Origin of the sequence: Taibaiella lutea (assembly GCF_008629695.1) — a bacterium.
In the GTDB taxonomy this organism is placed as follows: Bacteria; Bacteroidota; Bacteroidia; order Chitinophagales; family Chitinophagaceae; genus Taibaiella; species Taibaiella lutea.
In genome coordinates this window covers 307482-329264 of sequence record NZ_VWSH01000001.1, presented here as the reverse complement: position 1 = coordinate 329264, position 21783 = coordinate 307482, and the positions used below count along the sequence as shown (strand labels likewise).

The window sequence follows — 21783 nt, the reverse complement described above, 5'->3', positions numbered from 1 at the left end:
TTAGAATTAATTGTCGAAGGTATTTGAGCCAGTAAAAACTATATTTTGTTTTGCTGTTTTATTATTTTTTTTATCAGCGCAATTTGCCCCAGATGGTAATGTGTATGCTCTATGATTCCATGTAGGTTTCTATAATAATTACCGTATTTTTCATCAGAAAAATTTTCCCAAAGTTTTTCTTCCGGAAGGGCTTCAATTAACCCTGCAAATATTTCGGCCTCCGTAAATGCTTTATTAGTTAAAGCTTGCCAATCTTCTTCTGAATTAATAGGAGGACAATCAAAGCTGAACTTATCACTTGCATTAAGTGCCTCTCCATGTAGCACTTTGAGTACGGCACTTACATAATAATTAACATGATAAACCAATACTGCAATTGTGTTAAGATTATAGACCTGTGTTGTTGCCTCTTGCCAGGTGATGTCGGCTAAATTGTCTTTCAGGTTGGAGCAGGTCCAGTTACCGCCAAAATGGATTTCCTTAAAATGTTTGGCTATTTGTTTAGGGAGACTCATGCGTTTTTGGTTCTATTTCGGAAATTTTGATTTGAATTTCGAAGATATTACAAAAAATACTTTGAGTAATGACTGATAAAGGATTTATTTTCAGTAATTATCAAAGGGTATTTAACTCAGCAAGGTAGTTATTGAATTTAAATTCGATATTCTTGTTGCAATAAAATTATCAATTAGTTAATAGTGAATTGTTTAAATAGATATTTTTGATTATTAATTACACATTTTTCATTTGAATTTCTCCAATTAATAAATTTCCTATCTACAATTTATTCGATTAAAATTTGAAGTAATAGTTCAATGATTTGAAAATCAATGTTTAAATTAATATTTAAATATTTTGTACTTATACGATTCTCGATAGTATTTCCTTTAAATCATTGTATTTCTTTTCATATCTTGTTTTGCCTGACTCGAAATTATTATATGTATTTTCATAATCAGTTAAGGCAGACCTGTAAATTTCATTATCGTAAGCCAGCCTGGTATTATCCATTTTCATCAATATAGCTTGCAGGCATAAAATGGTGGATTTGAAAAAAGCATTATCAGCAAAAAGCAAATTAAATTCATCCCAATCCACTTCTTTCGAACTAAGTTCAGGATGTTTAAGCTTAAATTCAACCACTTTACCGGCGAACAATCTTTTCTCCCGGTTGTATTGCATATACTCTTCTTTATTTTCATTTTCGCCTGTAATTAACTTAGGCTGAACCGCTTCAGTAAGTTTGACAATGAGGCTGCGTATATCTTTCATTTCCTGTAAGTTGAAATGACTGAAATTTTGATTTTGTTGCATGTGTAAAATATTATAGGTAGATGCCTGTTTATAACGCTGCAAAAATTGTGCCAAAAATGATTTTTTATAAAATTTATTTTTTTGTTATATTAAAAGTCGATCTGCCGATGTAATACAGACAGCAGAATATCTTATTATTTCAATACTTTTTTTACCTTTACCGCTCAAAATATTGCATTCATTTTCACATGGCACATTATCATAAATTGGGGCAGATTCCTCATAAAAGACATACGCAGTTCAGAAAGCCTGATGGGGGATTGTATTCCGAACAACTTTTCAGTACAGAAGGCTTTTCTTCCAATTCTTCTTTACTTTACCATGTGTACCCGCCCACAATGATTGTAAAAACGGAAGAACCTTATGATGTTTCTCCGAAAGCAGGAACCGATAATATATTGAAACACAGAAGCTATCAGGGATTTAAAGTTCAGCCTGAAGCCGATTTTATAAAAAGCAAGAAATGTGTATTATTCAATAATGATGTACATCTTTCGTTGGCAGCGCCAACCAAAGGACTGACTGAAAATATATTCTATAAAAATGCCGATTCTGATGAAGTGCTTTTTATACATGAAGGAACAGGGACTTTAAAAACGCAATATGGTAATCTTACTTTCGGTTATGGCGACTATCTTGTAATCCCACGCGGCACTATTTATCAGATTCAGTTTGATACCGAGCAGAACAGGTTATTCATTGTCGATTCTTTCAGCCCCGTTACCTATCCTAAAAGATATGTAAGTAAATACGGGCAGTTGCTGGAACATTCGCCTTATTGCGAACGTGATATCCGTCAGCCTGAAAACCTGGAAACACACGACGAAAAGGGTGAATTCCTGATTATGGTTCGTAAAAAAGGATTGATGTATCCTATCTGGTATGGCACGCATCCTTTTGATGTTATTGGTTGGGACGGTTGCGAATATCCCTATGCCTTGAGCATTCATGATTTTGAACCAATTACAGGCCGCGTACATCAGCCACCGCCTGTGCATCAGACATTTGATGCGCACAATTTTGTAATTTGTTCTTTTGTACCTCGCTTGTACGATTATCATCCGCAGTCCATTCCTGCTCCTTACAATCACAGCAATATTGACAGCGATGAAGTGTTGTACTATGTGGACGGTGAATTCATGAGCCGTAAACATGTGGAACGCGGTATGATTACATTGCATCCGGGTGGCATTCCTCATGGGCCGCATCCGGGCGCGGTAGAAAAAAGCATCGGCAAAACAGAAACTGCTGAATTAGCCGTAATGGTTGATACCTTTCATCCGTTGATGATGACAGATTATGCCAAAGGAATTGAAGATGAGAATTATATAATGAGTTGGGCGGAATAAGATTGATGCCATTTAAGCATTTTAATAACGAAATTTGTTTTTATGATTATAGAAAATGAAAAGTTATCCATTATCCAGTGGATAATTGAGACAGAAGATGAAGAAATAATTTCACAGATTAATGCTATAAAAAATAACCATCTTTCTCTTACAGAAGAACAAAAGAAAGTGCTGTCTAATCGCTTGAAACGATATACTGAAGGTTCCATGCAATTTCGATCATGGGAAGAAGTGAAAGCAAAAATAATGGGTGATGCATAAGGGGCATTATGAAATTATCATTGCCGATGAAGCAGAATTAGATTTATTAGAAGCATTTATTTGGTACGAGGAACAGCGGGCGGGATTAGGAAAGAAATTTATCAGTGAAACTGAAAAATCTATTAAAAAAATTGGTTCTAATCCAATGTACAACCATTTTGTTGAAAAGGGAATACGCGCATTCTCGATGGCTACTTATCCATACAACATATTGTACTTTGTTGAGGAGTATTTTATTGTAAAAATAATTGCTGTATTTCATTCATCACGCAATCCAACTGAATGGAAATTGAGATAGGAAATTAAAAATTGATCATTCATTGCTTTACTTTAAGAATTTTATTTTTTAAATTATGGAAACCGAATACCTCAACTCTTCTTACATCCGTGTAAAGAAGCGATTAAAAAAGTTGGCAATGGCCATGTGGAGTGCATAATCATGTTTTTATTTTGTATGATAATAATACAGAATTCTATTTTGAATTACTAATCACTTTCAACTAACGACTAACAACTAATTAACATGACACAAGTAGCAGGCAAAACATTTGCTGAAAAAATAGCTCAGGCACAGGATTTCTTACCAATTAACGGTACAGATTATATTGAATTTTATGTGGGGAATGCGAAACAGGCAGCCCATTATTATAAAACAGCTTTCGGTTTCCAGAACCTTGCTTATGCCGGCCCGGAAACGGGTGTGCGCGACAGAGCATCTTATGTTTTGCAACAAGGCAAAATCCGTTTGGTTTTAACTACGGCACTGAATTCCGACCACGTCATTTCAGAGCATGTTAAAAAGCATGGAGATGGCGTAAAAATCCTTGCACTTTGGGTGGATGATGCTTACAGCGCTTATGAAGAAACTACAAAACGTGGCGGTAAATCATACATGGAACCAACAACCATTACAGATGAATTTGGTGAAGTGAGAATGTCAGGCATCTATACTTACGGCGAAACGGTTCACATGTTTATCGAACGTAAGAATTATAACGGCGCATTCATGCCGGGTTATCAGAAATGGGAAAACAATTACAATCCTGCTGATTGCGGTTTATTGTATATCGACCATTGCGTAGGAAATGTAGGCTGGAACCGTATGTTGCCAACCGTTCAATGGTATGAAGAAGTAATGGGATTTGTAAACATCCTTTCTTTCGACGACAAACAAATCAATACCGAATATTCTGCTTTGATGAGTAAAGTAATGAGTAACGGTAATGGTTTCTCTAAATTCCCGATTAATGAACCGGCTGAAGGCAAGAAAAAATCTCAGATTGAAGAATACCTTGATTTCTACGAAGGCGAAGGTGTACAACATATTGCAGTTGCTACCAAAGACATCGTTAAAACGGTAACAGAATTAAAATCACGCGGTGTTGAATTCTTAAGCGCGCCGCCTGAAGCTTATTATGAAATGCTGCCTGAACGCGTTGGAAGCATTGACGAAGACATCAAAAAATTACAATCATTAGGTATTTTGGTTGACAGGGACGAAGAAGGTTATTTATTGCAAATCTTTACCAAACCTGTAGAAGACCGTCCTACACTTTTCTTTGAAATCATTGAACGTCATGGAGCACAAAGTTTTGGCGCAGGTAACTTCAAAGCATTGTTTGAAAGTATTGAAAGAGAACAAGCGAAACGCGGTAATCTGTAAACCGCTTTTATTGCCCGCCTGAATATTAAAGAGGCTGTCATGGATTTTTTCAGGCAGCCTCTTGTTTTTCTGAAATCAGCAAAAAAGGATGCGATTTTATTCTGAATGGCTCTGATTTGATGCAAAAGGATAAATTTGAACCTGTTTTTATAAAGCTTGATGTTCAGAGGTTCAATCATAAACAAATTTTCCTTCCGGAATAAAGATTTCAATTTATAAGTATGTCATTATTCAATATCACAAACCCGATAACGATTACCTGCCACAAACGCATAGCGCCTTATCTGGAACAGGAAGTAAAAGAATTGGGCTTTGAGATAGAAGAAGCTTTTATTACCGGCGTCCGCATTACCGGCAACCTGAACGATTGTATCAAGCTCAATCTGAACCTGCGATGTGCCAGTCAGGTCCTGTTCAGTCTTGACAGTTTTGAAGCAAACCACCCCGATGATATTTACAATAATCTTTTGGATATAGCCTGGGAAGATTTATTGCCGGAAGGCAGCTATTTCTCTGTCACAAGCAATGTGTTACACGACAGTATCAACAATAGCATGTTTGCTAACCTGCGGGTGAAGGATGCTATAGTTGACAGGTTGCGCGATGTGCGTGGGCAACGACCTGAAACGGGCGCTGAACTCAGAGGTGCTGTAATTCATCTTTTCTGGAAAGGTGATTATGCGGAGATATTTCTGGATACAACCGGCGATTCACTGGCAAGACATGGCTATCGTAAGATTCCGGGAAGGGCACCAATGCTGGAAGGTCTTGCGGCAGGTACCATTTTAGCTACCAAATGGGATAAGAAAGCACCTTTCATCAATCCCATGTGCGGTTCAGGTACGCTGGCTATTGAAGCGGCACTGATTGCCACAAATGCACGCCCCGGCTTATTCAGGTTGAATTACGCCTTTATGCATCTGACAGATTATGATGAAGCCGTTTATTTAGAGGAAAGAGGTGTATTGGAAAGTCAGATTACAGAAGCCCCCGAATTAAAAATTATTGCTTCCGATTACAGCAGCCAGGCCATTGCAAATGCAAAGAAGAATGCACAGGCAGCCGGTGTGGAAGATTTAATTGAATTTGAATTATGCGATTTCGCCGAAACAAATGTTCCGGAAAACACAGGTGGTGTCATGATGATAAATCCGGAATACGGGGAACGTTTGGGTGATTTAACCGAACTGGAAGAAACATACAGCCGCATCGGAGATTTCATGAAGCAGAAATGCGGTGGTTATTACGGTTATGTTTTTACGGGCAATATGGAATTGGCCAAAAAGATTGGCTTGAAAGCAAAGCGCAGGATAGAATTTTATAACAGCACCATTGATTGCCGTTTATTGGAATATGAATTGTATGCCGGAAAAAAGGAATAAAACTGCATCAAAATCCAACAAAAAGATATTAGTTACCTTTGCCGCCAATTAACGAACTATATGACATTTGCCGACTTAAACCTTAATGCGCCTTTACTTAAAGCCCTGGATGAATTAGGTTTTGAAACACCTACTACCATTCAGGAAAAGGCTTTTTCCGTAATTATGTCTGGTAAAGATGTTTGTGGCATCGCGCAAACAGGTACAGGAAAGACTTTTGCGTATTTATTGCCCTGCCTGCGACAATTGGAATTTTCCAAAGAAAGAAACCCGCAAATGTTGGTTTTGGTGCCGACACGTGAATTGGTAGTGCAGGTGGTGGAAGCTGCAAGGAAGCTAAGTTCTTACCGTAGTCTGGTTGTTACAGGTGTGTATGGTGGCGTAAATATGAAGCGCCAGGCAGATGAAATTTTAAATGGCCTTGATATATTGGTGGCAACACCGGGAAGATTGTATGACCTTATTCTGAGCGGCGCTTTAAAAACAAAGAGCATAAAGAAACTGGTTATTGATGAAGTGGATGAAATGCTGAACTTAGGTTTCAGGCCCCAATTAAGAAACATCATGGATTTATTGCCGGAAAGAAGACAAAACCTGATGTTTTCTGCAACCATTACAGAAGAGGTAGAACAATTGCTGGACGTTTATTTCAACAATCCCGTTCGCATAGAGGCTGCACCTACCGGCACTCCTCTGGATAATATCAATCAGTCGCTTTACGAAGTCCCCAATTTTTATACCAAAGTAAATTTGCTGAATCTGTTACTGGAAGAAAACAACAGTATGTCTAAAGTATTGGTCTTTGCCGCCACCAAACGCCTTGCAGATCAGCTTTTTGACGAGATGATTGTTAAATATCCCGAACAGGTTGGTGTTATACATTCCAACAAAGACCAGAACCACCGTTTCAATACGGTGAATAGTTTCAAGGATGGTACTTACAGGTTTATTATTGCAACAGATATTGTGGCACGTGGTATTGATATTGCAGAAGTAACCCACGTTATCAATTTTGACTTACATGAAGTAGCAGAAAACTATATCCATCGCATAGGCCGTACAGGTCGTGCAGACAGAAAAGGGGTTGCCATAAGTTTTGTTACAGAAAGTGAGCAGGAAAACAAAGCGAATATTGAAGCATTGATGAAGTATGAAATACCTGTGAATGAATTGCCCGAACACCTTGAAATATCAGATGTCCTGACGGAAGATGAGATGCCTAAAGTGTTTCATAAAGAAGTTCAGCTTAAAATACCTAAGCGTGAAGATGTGGGTCCTGCCTTTCATGCAAAGTCGGCCAAGAACAGCCGCACACCTACAAAAAAGGTAAGTCATAAAGATAAGATGATGGCCAAGTACGGCAAGCCTAAGACAAGAGGTGCAAAGAAGAAAAAATGATCAAAAGAAGTTCAATAAACAAAAAGCTCCCGCTACATAAAGCGTTCGTCATCTCGACCGGAATAAAAATCAAGCAGCGATAGCAATTGATTTTTATGAAGCGGAGAGATCTCCCTAAGGCTGAGTTAACTTAACGTCTGGGAGATCTCTCCGCTCTGTGTTTTATTCCGCTTCGCTTCATAAAACACTTCGGTCGAGATGACGGATACTTTTTATTGAAATTATTGTTGATAATCTATATTCAACTTATTAAAAAAATCTGCTTCCTCCAGTTCCCTTACTTCTCCCGGCTTCATATCGCCCAATAATAAATCTTCAATGGAAACTCTTATAAGCCTTTTGCATGGGTGCTTAATGGCCTTCACCATTTTACGTACCTGATGAAACTTACCTTCAGTTAAAGTTATGGTTATCCAGGAATGCGGTACGTGATGGTAATGCGGAAATAATTGTTCAAAATTTTCGGGGGCCCCTGCCATTTGAGCATCTACAGGTTTGGCGCGATAAACATTGCCTTCTTTTACTTCAATGTCCACACCATATTTCAATGCTTCCAGTCTTTCTTCGGTAATTACGTTTCTTACCTGCACCAGATAAGTACGCTCATGTGCCTGTTTGCCTTCAAATAATAACTTGGTAACTTTTTTATTGGTTGTCAGTATCAATAAGCCTTCTGAATTGCTGTCCAGACGGCCGATGGCATGTGTCCCTTCGGGAAATTCAAAATCAAGGTCGCCTAAAAGCCTTACGGCATCAGGGCTCACAAATTGTGACACCATGTTGTAAGGTTTGTAAACGATGTAATACTTGAATTGTTCCGGCATAAAATGCATTAGTCAGCGCATGCAAGTTCGTCAATATTCTGAAAGGAGCGTCAGAATATTCAGACATTGCTTTATGCTACCGGCATGTACTTGCTTTGTTCTTCACGCGGAAGACTTTGAAATTGGCTTCTTAAAATATCCTGTGCGTCTGAAAGGCTTTGGTGAAGCACATCACAACAGGTTGTATAAGTTATAAACCCTTCTTCATTGATAAAAACATTGGCCGGTATGCGGTGGTCGATACAGTATAATTGCGATAATTCTTTTAAAAGGTAATTACTGAGTGCTGGCATAATAAATAGAATATTGGTTTTTTCAAAATTAAAGTAATCCAATCGTATATCCGGCCTGTTTGTTCTATTCCTTAATAAAAGAAATAAATAATATCGAAGAGAGAAGCTATTTCATGCGATAGTGTGGTTGGTTGAAAGGCCCGACAGAGGCCTCTTTTATGCTTTTAAAGTGAAACTTCTCACAGTTTGTTAAAATGTGTTGTGATGAAATAATCTTTGTGCGGCCCTTTAATCAATGTAGTATGGACAAAATGCGATGCATCGTTTAACAGGAATCTTCCTTCATAAATGTCTTTATTACAAAGATGCTTATCCCTTGCTATCAGGCTGTGGGATCCGCTTTGGTAAATATAGCTCTGATAAATATTAAAGTTTTGCGTCAGTTCATCCTGAAAGTAAATATCCAAACCATCATCGGTAACAACATATTTATAAGCCCGGAAAAAGGAAGTTCCCCTCCCCGCATTTTCTAAAAATACCTTTCCGTTTTCTCTGTAATTCAATTCGTTTCCGACGATGGTTAATTGCTCAAATGTGGCTTCTCCATTAGCTTTGGCATATTGCCTGCTCGAATCTGAAAAAATAATTTCTCTTTCAAATTGCCATATACCTTTAAAATAAAGTTCTAAACTCTCAAACATTTGGAATGAAATATCAGGTCAGTTTACCAATATAGATTTTGGTTGCGTAATTAATCGTAATCGAATCATGCTGTTGATACTTGTCGTATAGCTGCTTCAAATCCGCCACCATAGCGTCATATCCTTTATCACCTTTCTGCGGCATATAAGAAGACGATAATAATCTTCCTTTTAATCCTTCAAAATCAAATACCTGATAGTTCGGGAATTCTTTTAATTCAACCTGGTGTGGTGTGTAAAATGTTTCGATACTATCCCAGTCTATTCGTCTGTGATCCACCTTCACATAGTCGATGGCATGTTTTACAATAAGCGCATCGTATTCTTTTTCAAAATCAGAGCTTTGCAACCTTTCATTCCAAAACAAAATGAGTAAGCTGTCGGGCCTTAATATCCTTTTAAACTCTTCTTTTGCTTTTACTACATCAAACCAATGAAATGCTTGTCCGCTAATAATCACATCGACTGAATCACTGTTAAGTGTCGTCGTTTCAGCAGTTCCGTCAACTGCTTTGAACAAAGGGAAATGTTGTAATAATTCGACTGATTTTTCACGCATTTCGGGATTTGGCTCAACCCCCATTACCTGATAGCCTGCTTCTAAAAAATAGGCGCTCGATATGCCTGTACCGGAACCAATGTCTGCTATGATCTTTGTCGAATCAAGATTGTAGTTTTCCTGCAAAAAGCGGAGCATTGCAGCAGGGTAGCCGGGACGGTACTTTACGTAATCATCCACACGATTGCTGAAGCGGGTCGTATTGTTATTGTGAGAAGTCAAAATCTGATATTTATTTTCAAAATTAAAAAAAATAAAAGGGTTGGGCAATAACTTGCTATTGCGTGATTTCAAACTGAAAATTATTATTCATCGTTATTCTTGCTTCTTGTTCAGCCGCTTCCGCATCCATTTTCAAGCCTTTTATCTTTCCTGTTTTCTTTTTTGATATTAAATCAATAAGCTGTTTTTCAGTGAGTTTTTTCCCGAATAATTCAAACGGAATTTTAAAACCGCAATTACCGAAATCTGCACAGCCATACGCCATATTTCCTTTTTTTAATGCGAAATTATTACACTTAGGACAATTCATAGTATCCAGACTGAGCTTTGGTTTGAACGTTTTTTCTTCTTGTTTTTCAACAAATGGTTTCTTTGTTGCAGGTTTGTTTTCTGCAATACTGATAATCTTGTTATGGCTGTATTTTATTTCCTGTGTAAGATCAATAACCATTTGAATCAGTTCTTGTTTAAACAAGGCCGCATCATAAGCCCCTTTCTCAATCTGGCGTAGTTTTGACTCCCAAACGCCTGTCAGTTCAGCGCTTTTCAGCAGTTCATTCGGAATAGTGTCGATTAAATCCATTCCGGTTTGTGTGGCAAAAAGATTTTTCTTTTTCTTTTCGATATACTTACGCTTGAATAAAGTTTCTATGATATTGGCGCGTGTAGAAGGCCTTCCTATACCATTGTCTTTCAGCAATTCCCTTACCGATTCATCTTCTACCTGTTTGCCGGCGGTTTCCATGGCACGCAGTAAAGTGGCCTCTGTATAAGGTTTCGGCGGTGATGTTTTGCCTTTATGTACCCTTGGCTCATGCGGCCCTTTTTCTCCGACCTCAAATACAGGCATTACTTTTTCTGCTTCTTCATTTTCGTCTTTTTGCTGATCATGCTGATAAATTTCTTTCCAGCCTAATTCCAGTATCTGCTTGCCCGTTGCTTTAAATCCAATCTGACCAACAATACCAAGCACCGTTGTATTTGATACTTTACATTCAGGATAAAATACCGCAATGAATCTTCTTGCTATCAAATCATACACGCGTTTTTCCTCCGGCACAGAAAGACCGTTAGGCGGTATTTCTGTCGGAATGATAGCATGGTGATCGGTGATTTTCTTATCGTCGAAAACAGCTTTCAGCTTTGGTATAGGCTTTGAAAGAACAGGTGCCGTAAGTGTGGTATAATGAACCATGCTGCGCATAATACCTTCAATCCTGGAATGCAGGTCTTCCGAAAGATAAGTGGTATCCACTCTCGGATAAGTGACCAGTTTCTTTTCGTATAAATTCTGGACATATTTTAAGGTGTCCTCTGCAGAATAGCCGAACTTTTTGTTGGCTTCCACCTGCAGCCCTGTCAAATCAAACAGGCGCGGGTTACCTTCTTTGCCTTCTTTCTTTTCAAAAGATGTAATTTCAAATAAATGCTGCTTAAGGTAATCTACGCCTTTTACGGCCTTTTCTTCATTTGTAAGACGGTCAATGGTAGCAGTAAATTCCGTTTCCCTGTAAATGGTTTTCAGCTCCCAATACTCTTCCATTACAAAAGCATTGATTTCCTTCTGACGTTGTACAATCATGGCGAGTGTAGGCGTCTGAACGCGGCCAATGGACAGTACCGTTTTTTCTTTTGCAAATTTTTTGGTGAATAAGCGTGTTGCATTCATGCCCAAGAGCCAATCACCAATGGCACGCGCACTTCCGGCGGCATATAAATTATCGTAATCGGCGGCGGGTTTTAATTTTTTAAATCCTTCTTTGATGGCTTCTTCCGTAAGTGAGGAAATCCATAATCTTTTGACAGGTGCTTTACATTGCGCTTTCAATAAAACCCAACGCTGTATAAGTTCCCCTTCTTGTCCGGCATCACCGCAGTTAATAACCTCTTCGCATTGATTCAATAAAGTCTGAATAATATTGAACTGTTTCTTGACTCCTGCATTTTCAATCAGTTTGATGCCAAACCCTGAAGGAATCATAGGCAAATCTTCCAGCCGCCAGTATTTCCATTGATCATAATAATCATGCGGTTCCTTTAAAGTACAGAAATGCCCGAATGTCCAGGTAACCTGATAGTCATTGCCTTCATAATAACCATCTTTACGTTGCCTGGCTCCCAAAATTTCAGCAATATCCCGTGCCACACTTGGTTTTTCTGCAATACAAACCTTCATAATTATGGAAACGCAAATTAAAATTCAATAAGCGCAAAGATGCAATATTTCCCTTTTTAAATTCATAAGGTATATCGCAATGTGAATAACTATTGACCGGCCAACGTATTCATCTTTCAAAGAAGGTATGCCGCAATTAAAACTGATAAGTAAATGTTCTCTTATATACACCTCCAATCATGCCTACGCCATTTGTTATATTTCCGGTAAGCCTGACCGGCGTATTGGTGTTTGAAAATCCTGAGAAAGGATCGTATTGTTCATATCCCTTCAGGTAAAGAAAATAATCTTCAGCAACAGATTTTACTTGTATGAGCGTCCTTAAACCGCTGCCGGGAAACGGATTTATCTGAGATTTTGGTAATAATATAGATGTTAAGTGCGCACTGCCATTAAAGCTTTTGTCGTATAATAAAACTCTTCTGCATAAAGTCTTACTGTTGCCATTCAATAAATGCTCACTTTGTGCATCTGTAGTATAAAAGGTAATGCGGTTCAACATTTGGGTATAAAAGCTGTCAAGCTTTTCCTCCACGGTAACGCCTGCATTTATCAGGCTATCGTAAAGACTGAAATTTTCACTTGTCTTAAACCATTGCCCGTTAAACAGGAATGCAGGTTCCAAGGTGAAAGGTTGTTGTAATACTTCGACAACATAGAAGTTGTTTTCCGCATTGTCATTTATCTGAATATTAACCTGTAAACAGTTTTCACCGTTGTATTCGGTACTTAGCGTATCTGTAATATCGGCATTGAAAGGATTGGGAATAATAATGTTTGCATAGGCTGTCCCCAGTTCGGGATGGCTTGCCCTGATTTCATATTTATTGCCGGCCTGTGTTAATTGCCCTGATGAAAAAGAAACCGTATGCTCTGTGATAGAAAGATCATCTTCGGCTCCTGATAATTGAGTTGTATTATTTGCACCGTCTTTTATATTTATACTAAGATTTTGTATCAGTTCTTCGTTCATCATCGCGCCCGATTGTATCACAGTGCTCATTCCTGCTCTTATCTTCATACTGTCGCCGGCAACAAGTTCGCCCAGTAAAACTATCTTCTGATTTTCTGTTGAAGGGAGCATTAGTTTTTTGTCACATGCAGCTATCAGGCATAAACAGCAACAAACAAGTAAGTATGTAATGTTTCTTATTTTCATGATATCAGAATTGAAGCCTGTAGCAAATAGTGGGTATAAAGCGGCCGATTGTATAGCCTTTCAACTGAAAAGTACCCTGATCGTCCTGTTCTAAAGATGTTGCTACCAGATTGCTGCGTCCGTAAGCATTATATATTCCGATGGTAAGCGTACGTTCGAATCGCGCTCCTCTCTTTTTAATGAAATTAACAGCAAGGTCTAACCTGTGAATGGCGGGCAGGCGGTAATTATTCCAGGCAGTATAGTTGAAAGTGTAGCCGTAGTTCACGTAATTATGCAACAGGTTATTGTCGAAATCGGGATATGCCTGATCGGGTAGGGTAATGGCTTCTCCGCTCATATAAGTCCAGCCTGCAGAAAAATCAATTCCTTTCCTGATGGTATATCTTGCGTCAATATGCAGGTTATGCCTTCTGTCATATCTATATGGAAATGACTCGCCATAATTCAATTTGTCAAATTGCCTGAAGCTCCACGAAAGCGTATAAGCCAGCGTAAGCTTATATTTATCGGCAGTTTTGCTTATCATGAATTCTGAACCGTAACTCCATCCTTTGCCTTGTGTAAGTCTGTCTTCCCATTGCGAAGGGTTTTCGAAAATGTTGGTTCCGCCGCGATAAGTAACCAGGTTTTGCAATTTCTTATAATAACCTTCTACACTAATCCAGAAGCCATTGTTGCCTTTAACACGAATGCCTGCATTTCCCAACAAAGAAGTTTCAGGTTTGATGGAAGCAGTGCTTGGCAACCAGAAATCTGTAGGAAACCCTGAAGTATTGTTACTGAGTAAATGAAGGAACTGCGCCATCTTTGTCGCGGAACCATAAAAAGAAATATGTTCGGAAGGCATGTATGAAATGTACAGACGCGGTTGCAGGCTTGAATAATTGAAATCTTCATTGAACCAGTTTGCCCAATGCAGCCCTGCTCTTATTTTCCATTTGGAAGTCGGCTTCCATTCATCTTCCATATACAACACTGCTTCATTGGAAAGGAACTTATGAGCCGGTGTTGCATCTCCTATTACACCCGAGGTGCCATCCGCAAAAGTTACGGTAGAAGGGGAAAAATCAGCATTGGAATATTTAATGCCTGTTTCAATTTTATGTTTTGTATTGAGATACCAATACAATTGTGATTTAATAGTTCTTTCTGTGACTTTAGACAGGCCGTTGTATTTGTAAGAGGTGAGATTGCCTGAAGAATCAGGTGTTTCGGCATATTGAATATCCTGTTGTTCAAAACTGTAAATGCTGTAAGTTGCTGTGCTGTTTAAAAATACTTTAGGATTAAGAACTGTGTTCCATTTAAAAGCCACGAAGGTGTTGCCCCAGAACGCCCGCATATCTACGCCGCCATCATTTCTTACCCTGAACATGTCCCTTCCGTTATAAACACTTAAAAATATACGGTTGGATGCATTGATTTCATAATTGACTTTGGCATTGATATCATAAAAATTAACACCCAAATCGTTGGTAAAAGGCCGCCACAAAAGATCAAGCCAGGAACGGCGGGCTGTAACTATTATGGAGGCTTTGTTTTTAATGATTGGTCCTTCAAGGCTCAGGCTGCTGTTCAGTAAGCCAATTTTACCCACGCCGCCCCAATGTTCCATGTTGCCGTCTTTGGTATTTACATCTATAATGGATGATAACCGTCCACCATAGCGGGCGGGAAAAGAACCCGAATAAAAATCCACTGTCTTTAAAGCATCGGTATTGAAGATGGAGCTGATGCCATAAAAGTGATCTGTATAATAAAGAGGTACGCCGTCAAGCAGATTCAGGTTTTGTCCCGGATCGCCGCCTCTTACAATTAAACTGGTAGTGCCATCTGCTGCAGATTGTACACCGGGAAGATGTTGCAGTGATTTTATAATATCATTGTCGCCCAGCAGACTTGTATAAAAAGTAATATCCTTTGGTCCTAAATTAGTGTGGTCTTCGGGTACAGGAACCTTTTCAACGATTTTTATTTCTTCAATATGCGCATCGTTTTCAAGTAGAATATCCTTCTGTCCGCCGGTCGAAATAAGTGCTTTTTCGCTTTTGTAGCCAACATAGCTCACCACCATATTGTATTTTCCTTCAGGCAATGTGAGGCTATAAAAACCAAAGTTATTAGCCATTGCGCCGCTTCCGGTTTCGGGAATGTATACAGACGCGCCTATCAATACTTCTTTATTGCTGCCGTCTTTTACAAAGCCGCTTATGGTCATTTCTTTTCGTGCAGCGGGGGGGATTGTTTCATCTGTTGCAGGAACGACTAATATCCTGCCATCACTTTCTTTCAATGTAATAGGGAATGTTTCAAAAATCTTGTGTAACACAGCGCCAACGGTATGTTCATCTCCGTTAAGCACTACTTTCTTTTTGATATTTATAATAGCATCGCTATAGGAAATCGCAATATTTGTATGAGTCTTAATGTCTTCTAAGAAACGCTTGATTTTCCCTTTGTTGAAAGATGGCGTATAGGCTGTAGATAATAACTGTGCGTTACAATAGATAGTGAAAAATACAAGAAGGAAGAGTAATAGTAATTTTTTGCCCATACTGTATAGGTTTACCTGCCGTAAATAATGTATTGCTCCTTATCTTTTTTCCAACGGGTATTGGTGATGAGACAAATCTCATCCAGCATTTTCTCCAGTTGCTGATCGCGGAATGAAATTTCTATAAGCTGTTGTTGAACAGTATTACTTAGGTTTTTATCCATAGAAATAACTGAATTCGTTACAGCAGCAATGGTTGACAAGGCATTGGCAAATGATACACCTTTAAATTCCAGTAATCCCTGTTGGTAATAGACGAAATTGGTATCGCTTACAACATTGAATTTGTGATCTTTGAATATGCCTTTGTTTCCCGGAGTCAATATTATTTTATCGGAATGATCTTTTGGCATCATTGCAACTTTACCGGTTGTAACGGTAACTGTCGCTTTTGCATCATCGGTTGTTACATAAAATGAGGTTCCCAAAACACTTACGTCAACTGTATTCGCATCGACTGTAAATGGTTGCTCTTCTTTGTGAATAATATCAAAAAAAGCCTTTCCCTGCAGGCTTACATTTCTGTGTTCTTTAGAAAATGTTTTTGGATATTTTAATGTGCTGCCCGCTTCCAGCCTTACTTTGGAATTATCGGGCAGATTGACAACCATCATTTTTTTATCTGCCGTAACACTTATCCAATCTTCTGTAGTGAAAACCTTTATCGCAAATACGATAAGCAAAAGTGCTGCTACGGCAGAACTTATCGTAATCCACTTACGGAATGTTATTGTTTTTTTTTCTGTTGTTTTATGGATTGTTTCCGAAGCTACATTTTCCCAGGCGGCAGTTACATCAAATTCGGGCTTGTTAAACAAGGTATCTGTTTCCTGCCAGACGGCCTTCATATTTTCATAAATGTCACTATTAGCTATATCTTCATTTAACCAGTCCTCTAATTGCTGCTGTTCGGCAGCATCTGCTTCCCGGTTCAGTGATTTTGCAATCAATATGTACATTTCTTCTTCCATAAACGCAGCGCCTTATTTAAAACAGATTAATTGCCATAAAAAATCGAAAGGTTTTCTTAAATCCTGCAACGATAACAATCCGGATAAAATCAATAATTGTACAGGTACATTTTCGCGCAGTACTTTTATGGCTTTGCCCATTTGGTTTTCCACCGTTTTTACAGATATGTCAAGAGTTTCGGCCGTTTGTTTATAGCTGAGGCCCTGCATTTTGACCAATAAAAAAACTTCTTTGCATTTAGGTGGTAACAATTCCAATGCACCCGCAATTTTTCTGGCCTGTTCATTTGCTTCTTCCTGATATTGCCTTGTGGTAAAATGTAATTCAGGTTCCGGTTCCGGTGTATTTTCAGTAAAGGTTACGTTTTGGGTTTTGAGTTTTCGCAATGCTGTAATACAATTATTGCGTACTGCGGTTATCAGGTAAAAACGCATATCGGGAGAAGCAATAATTTCCTGTTTGCGTTCCCATATTTTTATAAATGTTTCCTGTACAATATCTTCTGCCTGGTGACTGTCGTTCAGAAAAGTAAGGGCGTACCGGCAAAGCTTGCTGTATTCCTGTTCGAATATGTTTTTAAAAGCGACTGCTGTGCCTCCTGCCGGTATCATTCATGGTTTATTTAGCCGAGGGCAAATATATACAATGCCCTGTTAAAATAAAAGCATTGCCATGAATTGACCATTGCAGCAAGCTACAGAGAGCTTACTGCAAGGTTTTTTTACAAGAGAGACAGATTTTACTGTTTTACAAATTTCCTGGTATCTGTTTCATTTTTATTATTGCTGAGCCTGATAACATAAGTGCCTGCACTAAGCTGTTGCAATGAAACCGCATCGTGGCCTGATAATTTGCCTTTTGATACAACGTTTCCAGCAAGTGAATAGATTTCATATTGGCTTGCTTTACTGTCAATATAAAGCATTTCATTGGCAGGCACCGGATAGATATTGCCAAGATTTACTTTTTCTATTTCATTGATTGCCGTTGTATTACCGGTTTTAGGTTTAAAACGATACACTGTTCCGGAAGCAGGATAAGCAGTCAGACCGATGGGGGTATTTAAATTGTTAGTGGAATCTATGGCAGGACTCATCGGATTGCCGGTCAGACAATAGAATTTTTCAAAAGAGAACATTTCAACATCAAGATTTTTGAGATAACCCAATGGAACTTTCTGCAGGAAATATTCCTGGAAATGGTTTATAGAAGAGGCACCGAAGCGGAATTCAACTATGTTGCTGTTTTCATAAAACCATATCTGCACATTTACAAAATCTTCATTCGTGCTGAACATATCCATTTCGGTTGTGAAGCCTGCATTTTTAATTTCAAGTTTTAAAATCCTGGAACCGGTATTTCCCGTTAATGTATATTGAATAGGGCTTGCTGGTGTGCCTGAAAGAAAATTGCGGTCCTGCAATGAACAACCAAGCATTCCAAAGCCAGACTGGGTGCCGCTTGTGCCATTTAAAAGAAGATTTGTTTCACTTAAACGGATATTTGTAATAGCTGTGCCACCCATTTGAAAATTAAAACCTAATGGAACGGTAAACTCGGAAGTGTCCGACCATTTAATACCATTGGTGAGATTTGTAGCATTGGCCAACGGAACATAAGCTTCATTCAGGGTAGTTACGTTATAAGGCATCTGGGCATTTACCTTATTTGAAAATAGTACAGAAGTGGCAGCAATAACTGCGAAAGAGAAAATCTTTTTCATTTTAATGTTTGTTTTATACTTCTAACACGCAGTATCAAAAACAAACCCCTATGCAATTCTGATTTTTTTAAAGTTTTTTTTAAATAGTATTTAATAATGAAAATTGAATTGCCCTATCAGTTCATCAATAATGCCAATCCAAACAGAGGCAACATTTTTTGAGGGTTCATTCAATATGTCCTAATTTTATGTAATTATGGAAACAGGCAACAGGAAAGGTTTTATATTCCGACAATATGAAGCACCCAACATATCGCCCTTTGACAAACTCTTCGAAATTTTTACTGAATTAATAACACATACTTCCGGCGACCTTGATGAAGCGATTGAGTGGTTGAGGGAGCTGGATGTAGAGTATAAGCTTACAGATGAGCATTATACTATTGATGACTTTATTGAAGATTTGAAGAAGAAGGGTTATATAAGAGAAGAAATACAAGATGACGGTTCGGGCGGGTTGAAAATTACAGCAAAGACGGAGCGTTCCATCAGGCAGCAGGCATTGAACCAGATATTCGGTAATCTGAAAAAAAGTGGTTCAGGCAATCATAAAACAAAATATTCGGGTAGTGGAGATGAGCATACCGGTGATTTCAGGGAATATCATTTTGGAGATGGTCTTGACAGGATATCATTAACGGAAAGCCTGAAGAATGCACAAATCAATAATGGTACAGATGCATTCAGATTAACGGAAAATGATCTTGTTGTGGAAGATGCGCAGTATAAAGCGCAAATGAGTACGGTACTTATGATTGACATCAGTCATAGCATGATTTTGTATGGCGAAGATCGTATTACACCTGCCAAGAAAGTAGCGATGGCATTGGCGGAACTGATTACTACACGCTATCCGAAAGATACAATCGATATCCTTGTTTTTGGAAATGACGCCTGGCCGATTGCCATAAAAGATTTGCCATATCTTCAGGTAGGGCCCTATCATACCAACACCGTAGCGGGCTTGCAGCTTGCGTTGGACTTACTTCGAAGGAAAAGAAATACAAACAAGCAGGTTTTTATGATTACCGATGGCAAGCCAAGCTGTGTGAGGGAACCGGACGGCACCTATTATAAAAACAGTGTCGGCCTTGATCAGTATATTGTTGATAAATGTTATACCATGGCGCAACAGGCGAGGAAATTACATATTCCCATAACTACATTTATGATAGCAAGCGATCCTTACCTGCAGCAATTTGTAAACCATTTTACAGAAGCTAATCAGGGCAAGGCTTTTTATACCGGTATTCAAGGCCTCGGCGAAATGATTTTTGAAGATTATGAAACCAACAGAAAAAAACGCATTAAATAAAACATCACAGAAAAATAAAGACATGGATATATCCCAAATAAAAACATTAGGCGCATTAAAGAAGGCAGGTTACGAAAGCAAGAATATCAAAGATGAATTAAGGAATAATCTCAGGGCAAAAATCAGTAAAGGGGAAACCGTTTTTGAAGGTGTCTGGGGTTTTGAAAACACCGTTATCCCTGAGTTGGAACGCGCTATTTTATCCCGTCACAATATCAATCTTTTAGGTTTGCGTGGCCAGGCAAAAACAAGACTTGCAAGGCTTATGGTTCATCTTCTGGATGAGTGGATTCCTGTGGTCGAAGGATCGGAAATCAATGATGACCCTTTTAAGCCGATCTCCCGTTTTGCAAAAGATGTGATTGAATCCAAAGGCGATGATACTCCCATTAACTGGTTGCATCGTAACGACCGTTTTTATGAAAAGCTTGCAACGCCGGATGTGACTGTTGCTGATCTGATTGGTGATATCGATCCGATTAAAGCAGCAAATCTGAAGCTTTCTTATGCCGACGACAGGGTTATTCATTTTGGTATGATACCAAGAGCGAATCGCTGCATTTTTGTAATCAATGAATTGCCCGATTTGCAAGCCAGAATTCAGGTTTCGTTATTCAATATTCTTCAGGAAGGCGATATTCAGATTCGTGGTTTCAAAGTAAGGATGCCATTGGATTTGCAATTTATATTTACCGCAAATCCTGAAGATTACACCAATCGCGGCAGTATCGTAACGCCTTTAAAAGACAGAATCGGTTCGCAGATATTAACCCATTATCCGGAGACGATTCAGATAGCAAGGACGATTACAGAACAGGAAGCGGGGGCAGACAATCATCAAAGTGAGAAGATACACGTTCCTTCTCTGGCAAAAGATTTGTTGGAACAAATAAGTTTTGAGGCGCGTGAAAGTGAGTTTGTGGACTATAAAAGCGGTGTCAGCGCAAGAATGAGTATTACGGCGTATGAGAACCTATTAAGCACTGCCGAAAGAAGATTGCTGAAATCAGGCACAACAGAAACAACGGTACGGCTTTCGGACTTTATGGGTATCATTCCTGCAATAACCGGAAAAATTGAATTGGTGTATGAAGGCGAACAGGAAGGCGCCGCTGCAGTTGCAGAACATTTGATAGGCAATGCAATCAAAACATTATTTGCTGCTTACTTTCCTAAAATAGAGAAACTGGAACGCCCAAAGGAAAGAAGTCCTTATCAGGATTTGATTGATTGGTTTACCGAAAATGAATTAGAGCTGATGGATGATGATTCGGATGAAGTCTACAAAAAGCAATTGGATGCAATAAAACCATTGAAAGAGTTGCTTAAAAAGTATCAGGCAGATACGCCGAAGGAAGATTATTATTTCCTTTTGGAATTTATACTCTGGGGCTTATATGAGTATAAAAAACTTGGTAAGAACCGCTTTACAGAAGGTTATCAGTTTAAGGATTTGCTTGGAAGCTATATCAGTAAATTGTAATTTCTGAGTTAAAATAAAGCGCATTGTTTCGAAACAATGCGCTTTATTTATAAGGAACCAATCCGTGTTTTTCCAGAAATTCCTGTTCGTCTCCGGACGTGTAACTGAAGATTTGAATCTGGTTATTTTCCCTTCTTACCATATAATGAATGTCGAAGCCGAGTTCCATTTTATTGCCTTCCTTTTTAATATACAAAGATTGCCAGTGTACTTTTACCAAAGCATGAAAATCATCCAGGATAGTTATTGCTTTTGAGCATATTTTCATGGATTGTAAGCCGATACTTCTGTAGTATTCAAAACCATGCGGAATGGAAGCTTTAAAAGCTTCGTCATTTTTTGTACAGATGATTTTATTAGGATTAGATTCAATAAAACTTGCTGCAAAACAAGCTGCTGTTTTTTCAATATCAACAACTCCTCCGGGCAGCGACTCATTAAATCTTCTGGCATAATCATCGAAGAATTGAGCAATGCTTTCTTTCATGATAA

At 38.6% G+C, this 21783-nt stretch carries 21 protein-coding genes; 8 read left to right on the top strand and 13 right to left on the bottom strand.

Annotation, left to right across the window (positions count from 1 at the left end; genetic code table 11):
* Nucleotides 1–38 precede the first annotated feature (38 nt).
* Together F0919_RS01410 and F0919_RS01405 are read right to left on the bottom strand one after the other, a co-directional pair.
* Nucleotides 39–515: a DUF1572 domain-containing protein gene (locus tag F0919_RS01410; RefSeq protein ID WP_150030924.1), complete on the bottom strand. Its 477-nt coding sequence runs from the start codon at nucleotides 513–515 to the stop codon at nucleotides 39–41.
* Nucleotides 516–861: 346 nt separating this feature from the next.
* Nucleotides 862–1314 (bottom strand): hypothetical protein, encoded by a 453-nt coding sequence (locus F0919_RS01405; RefSeq protein ID WP_150030923.1) that lies wholly within the window; start codon nucleotides 1312–1314, stop codon nucleotides 862–864.
* A gap of 188 nt (nucleotides 1315–1502) precedes the next feature.
* On the opposite strand from F0919_RS01405, the gene F0919_RS01400 reads away from it, so the two are divergent.
* The 6 genes from F0919_RS01400 to F0919_RS01375 all read left to right on the top strand — a co-directional run bounded on the left by F0919_RS01400 (nucleotide 1503) and on the right by F0919_RS01375 (nucleotide 7367).
* Nucleotides 1503–2663, top strand: a complete 1161-nt coding sequence (locus F0919_RS01400) for a homogentisate 1,2-dioxygenase (RefSeq protein ID WP_150030922.1) — start codon at nucleotides 1503–1505, stop codon at nucleotides 2661–2663.
* Between the two features lie 42 nt (nucleotides 2664–2705).
* Complete coding sequence (locus F0919_RS01395; RefSeq protein WP_150030921.1) at nucleotides 2706–2924, top strand: addiction module protein; 219 nt, start codon at nucleotides 2706–2708, stop codon at nucleotides 2922–2924.
* Nucleotides 2917–3222: a type II toxin-antitoxin system RelE/ParE family toxin gene (locus F0919_RS01390; protein WP_150030920.1), complete on the top strand. Its 306-nt coding sequence runs from the start codon at nucleotides 2917–2919 to the stop codon at nucleotides 3220–3222. Before F0919_RS01395 ends, F0919_RS01390 begins: the two co-directional genes overlap by 8 nt.
* Nucleotides 3223–3447: 225 nt before the next feature.
* Complete coding sequence (gene hppD, locus F0919_RS01385) at nucleotides 3448–4587, top strand: 4-hydroxyphenylpyruvate dioxygenase (protein WP_150030919.1); 1140 nt, start codon at nucleotides 3448–3450, stop codon at nucleotides 4585–4587.
* A gap of 221 nt (nucleotides 4588–4808) precedes the next feature.
* The gene (locus tag F0919_RS01380; RefSeq protein ID WP_150030918.1) at nucleotides 4809–5969 is read left to right on the top strand and encodes a THUMP domain-containing class I SAM-dependent RNA methyltransferase; all 1161 of its coding nucleotides are present in this window, start codon (nucleotides 4809–4811) and stop codon (nucleotides 5967–5969) included.
* A gap of 60 nt (nucleotides 5970–6029) precedes the next feature.
* Nucleotides 6030–7367 (top strand): DEAD/DEAH box helicase, encoded by a 1338-nt coding sequence (locus tag F0919_RS01375; protein ID WP_150030917.1) that lies wholly within the window; start codon nucleotides 6030–6032, stop codon nucleotides 7365–7367.
* Nucleotides 7368–7588: 221 nt separating this feature from the next.
* Here the strand turns inward: F0919_RS01375 and F0919_RS01370 are convergent, their stop codons facing one another.
* The 10 genes from F0919_RS01370 to F0919_RS01325 all read right to left on the bottom strand — a co-directional run bounded on the left by F0919_RS01370 (nucleotide 7589) and on the right by F0919_RS01325 (nucleotide 18493).
* Entirely contained in the window at nucleotides 7589–8146 is a 558-nt protein-coding gene (locus F0919_RS01370; RefSeq protein ID WP_235903434.1) for a pseudouridine synthase, read from the bottom strand.
* 116 nt (nucleotides 8147–8262) lie between these two features.
* Nucleotides 8263–8484: a hypothetical protein gene (locus F0919_RS01365; RefSeq protein ID WP_150030915.1), complete on the bottom strand. Its 222-nt coding sequence runs from the start codon at nucleotides 8482–8484 to the stop codon at nucleotides 8263–8265.
* Nucleotides 8485–8663: 179 nt separating this feature from the next.
* Entirely contained in the window at nucleotides 8664–9125 is a 462-nt protein-coding gene (locus tag F0919_RS01360) for a DUF6314 family protein (protein WP_150030914.1), read from the bottom strand.
* 13 nt (nucleotides 9126–9138) lie between these two features.
* Complete coding sequence (locus tag F0919_RS01355) at nucleotides 9139–9906, bottom strand: class I SAM-dependent methyltransferase (RefSeq protein WP_235903433.1); 768 nt, start codon at nucleotides 9904–9906, stop codon at nucleotides 9139–9141.
* Nucleotides 9907–9961: 55 nt separating this feature from the next.
* Nucleotides 9962–12082 carry a type IA DNA topoisomerase gene (locus F0919_RS01350; RefSeq protein ID WP_150030913.1) on the bottom strand — a complete coding sequence of 707 codons (2121 nt, stop codon included), beginning with the start codon at nucleotides 12080–12082 and terminating at the stop codon, nucleotides 9962–9964.
* A 136-nt stretch (nucleotides 12083–12218) separates the two neighbouring features.
* Nucleotides 12219–13166 (bottom strand): DUF4249 family protein, encoded by a 948-nt coding sequence (locus tag F0919_RS01345; RefSeq protein ID WP_235903432.1) that lies wholly within the window; start codon nucleotides 13164–13166, stop codon nucleotides 12219–12221.
* A gap of 79 nt (nucleotides 13167–13245) precedes the next feature.
* Entirely contained in the window at nucleotides 13246–15798 is a 2553-nt protein-coding gene (locus F0919_RS01340; RefSeq protein WP_150030911.1) for a TonB-dependent receptor, read from the bottom strand.
* 11 nt (nucleotides 15799–15809) lie between these two features.
* On the bottom strand, nucleotides 15810–16769 hold the full coding sequence (locus tag F0919_RS01335; RefSeq protein ID WP_150030910.1) for a FecR family protein: 960 nt from the start codon (nucleotides 16767–16769) through the stop codon (nucleotides 15810–15812).
* Nucleotides 16770–16781: 12 nt separating this feature from the next.
* A complete protein-coding gene (locus F0919_RS01330) occupies nucleotides 16782–17381 on the bottom strand; it encodes an RNA polymerase sigma-70 factor (protein WP_150030909.1) in 600 nt (199 codons plus the stop codon).
* A gap of 128 nt (nucleotides 17382–17509) precedes the next feature.
* Complete coding sequence (locus F0919_RS01325) at nucleotides 17510–18493, bottom strand: T9SS type A sorting domain-containing protein (RefSeq protein ID WP_150030908.1); 984 nt, start codon at nucleotides 18491–18493, stop codon at nucleotides 17510–17512.
* Nucleotides 18494–18689: 196 nt separating this feature from the next.
* Between F0919_RS01325 and F0919_RS01320 the strand changes: the two genes are divergently transcribed.
* Entirely contained in the window at nucleotides 18690–19808 is a 1119-nt protein-coding gene (locus F0919_RS01320; RefSeq protein WP_150030907.1) for a vWA domain-containing protein, read from the top strand.
* A complete protein-coding gene (locus tag F0919_RS01315) occupies nucleotides 19777–21291 on the top strand; it encodes an AAA family ATPase (protein ID WP_235903431.1) in 1515 nt (504 codons plus the stop codon). Before F0919_RS01320 ends, F0919_RS01315 begins: the two co-directional genes overlap by 32 nt.
* A 43-nt stretch (nucleotides 21292–21334) precedes the next feature.
* Here F0919_RS01315 and F0919_RS01310 read toward each other — a convergent pair whose 3' ends face one another.
* Complete coding sequence (locus F0919_RS01310) at nucleotides 21335–21778, bottom strand: nuclear transport factor 2 family protein (RefSeq protein ID WP_150030906.1); 444 nt, start codon at nucleotides 21776–21778, stop codon at nucleotides 21335–21337.
* Nucleotides 21779–21783 lie beyond the last annotated feature (5 nt).

What these genes read in the sequence shown, in the direction of transcription:
- F0919_RS01410 (WP_150030924.1), bottom strand. Translation starts at nt 515, where the DNA reads ATGAGTCTCCCTAAACAAATAGCCAAACATTTTAAGGAAATCCATTTT.
- F0919_RS01405 (WP_150030923.1), bottom strand. Translation starts at nt 1,314, where the DNA reads ATGCAACAAAATCAAAATTTCAGTCATTTCAACTTACAGGAAATGAAA.
- F0919_RS01400 (WP_150030922.1), top strand. Translation starts at nt 1,503, where the DNA reads ATGGCACATTATCATAAATTGGGGCAGATTCCTCATAAAAGACATACG.
- F0919_RS01395 (WP_150030921.1), top strand. Translation starts at nt 2,706, where the DNA reads ATGATTATAGAAAATGAAAAGTTATCCATTATCCAGTGGATAATTGAG.
- F0919_RS01390 (WP_150030920.1), top strand. Translation starts at nt 2,917, where the DNA reads ATGCATAAGGGGCATTATGAAATTATCATTGCCGATGAAGCAGAATTA.
- hppD (WP_150030919.1), top strand. Translation starts at nt 3,448, where the DNA reads ATGACACAAGTAGCAGGCAAAACATTTGCTGAAAAAATAGCTCAGGCA.
- F0919_RS01380 (WP_150030918.1), top strand. Translation starts at nt 4,809, where the DNA reads ATGTCATTATTCAATATCACAAACCCGATAACGATTACCTGCCACAAA.
- F0919_RS01375 (WP_150030917.1), top strand. Translation starts at nt 6,030, where the DNA reads ATGACATTTGCCGACTTAAACCTTAATGCGCCTTTACTTAAAGCCCTG.
- F0919_RS01370 (WP_235903434.1), bottom strand. Translation starts at nt 8,146, where the DNA reads ATGGTGTCACAATTTGTGAGCCCTGATGCCGTAAGGCTTTTAGGCGAC.
- F0919_RS01365 (WP_150030915.1), bottom strand. Translation starts at nt 8,484, where the DNA reads ATGCCAGCACTCAGTAATTACCTTTTAAAAGAATTATCGCAATTATAC.
- F0919_RS01360 (WP_150030914.1), bottom strand. Translation starts at nt 9,125, where the DNA reads ATGTTTGAGAGTTTAGAACTTTATTTTAAAGGTATATGGCAATTTGAA.
- F0919_RS01350 (WP_150030913.1), bottom strand. Translation starts at nt 12,082, where the DNA reads ATGAAGGTTTGTATTGCAGAAAAACCAAGTGTGGCACGGGATATTGCT.
- F0919_RS01345 (WP_235903432.1), bottom strand. Translation starts at nt 13,166, where the DNA reads ATGCTCCCTTCAACAGAAAATCAGAAGATAGTTTTACTGGGCGAACTT.
- F0919_RS01340 (WP_150030911.1), bottom strand. Translation starts at nt 15,798, where the DNA reads ATGGGCAAAAAATTACTATTACTCTTCCTTCTTGTATTTTTCACTATC.
- F0919_RS01335 (WP_150030910.1), bottom strand. Translation starts at nt 16,769, where the DNA reads ATGGAAGAAGAAATGTACATATTGATTGCAAAATCACTGAACCGGGAA.
- F0919_RS01330 (WP_150030909.1), bottom strand. Translation starts at nt 17,381, where the DNA reads ATGATACCGGCAGGAGGCACAGCAGTCGCTTTTAAAAACATATTCGAA.
- F0919_RS01325 (WP_150030908.1), bottom strand. Translation starts at nt 18,493, where the DNA reads ATGAAAAAGATTTTCTCTTTCGCAGTTATTGCTGCCACTTCTGTACTA.
- F0919_RS01320 (WP_150030907.1), top strand. Translation starts at nt 18,690, where the DNA reads ATGGAAACAGGCAACAGGAAAGGTTTTATATTCCGACAATATGAAGCA.
- F0919_RS01315 (WP_235903431.1), top strand. Translation starts at nt 19,777, where the DNA reads ATGAAACCAACAGAAAAAAACGCATTAAATAAAACATCACAGAAAAAT.
- F0919_RS01310 (WP_150030906.1), bottom strand. Translation starts at nt 21,778, where the DNA reads ATGAAAGAAAGCATTGCTCAATTCTTCGATGATTATGCCAGAAGATTT.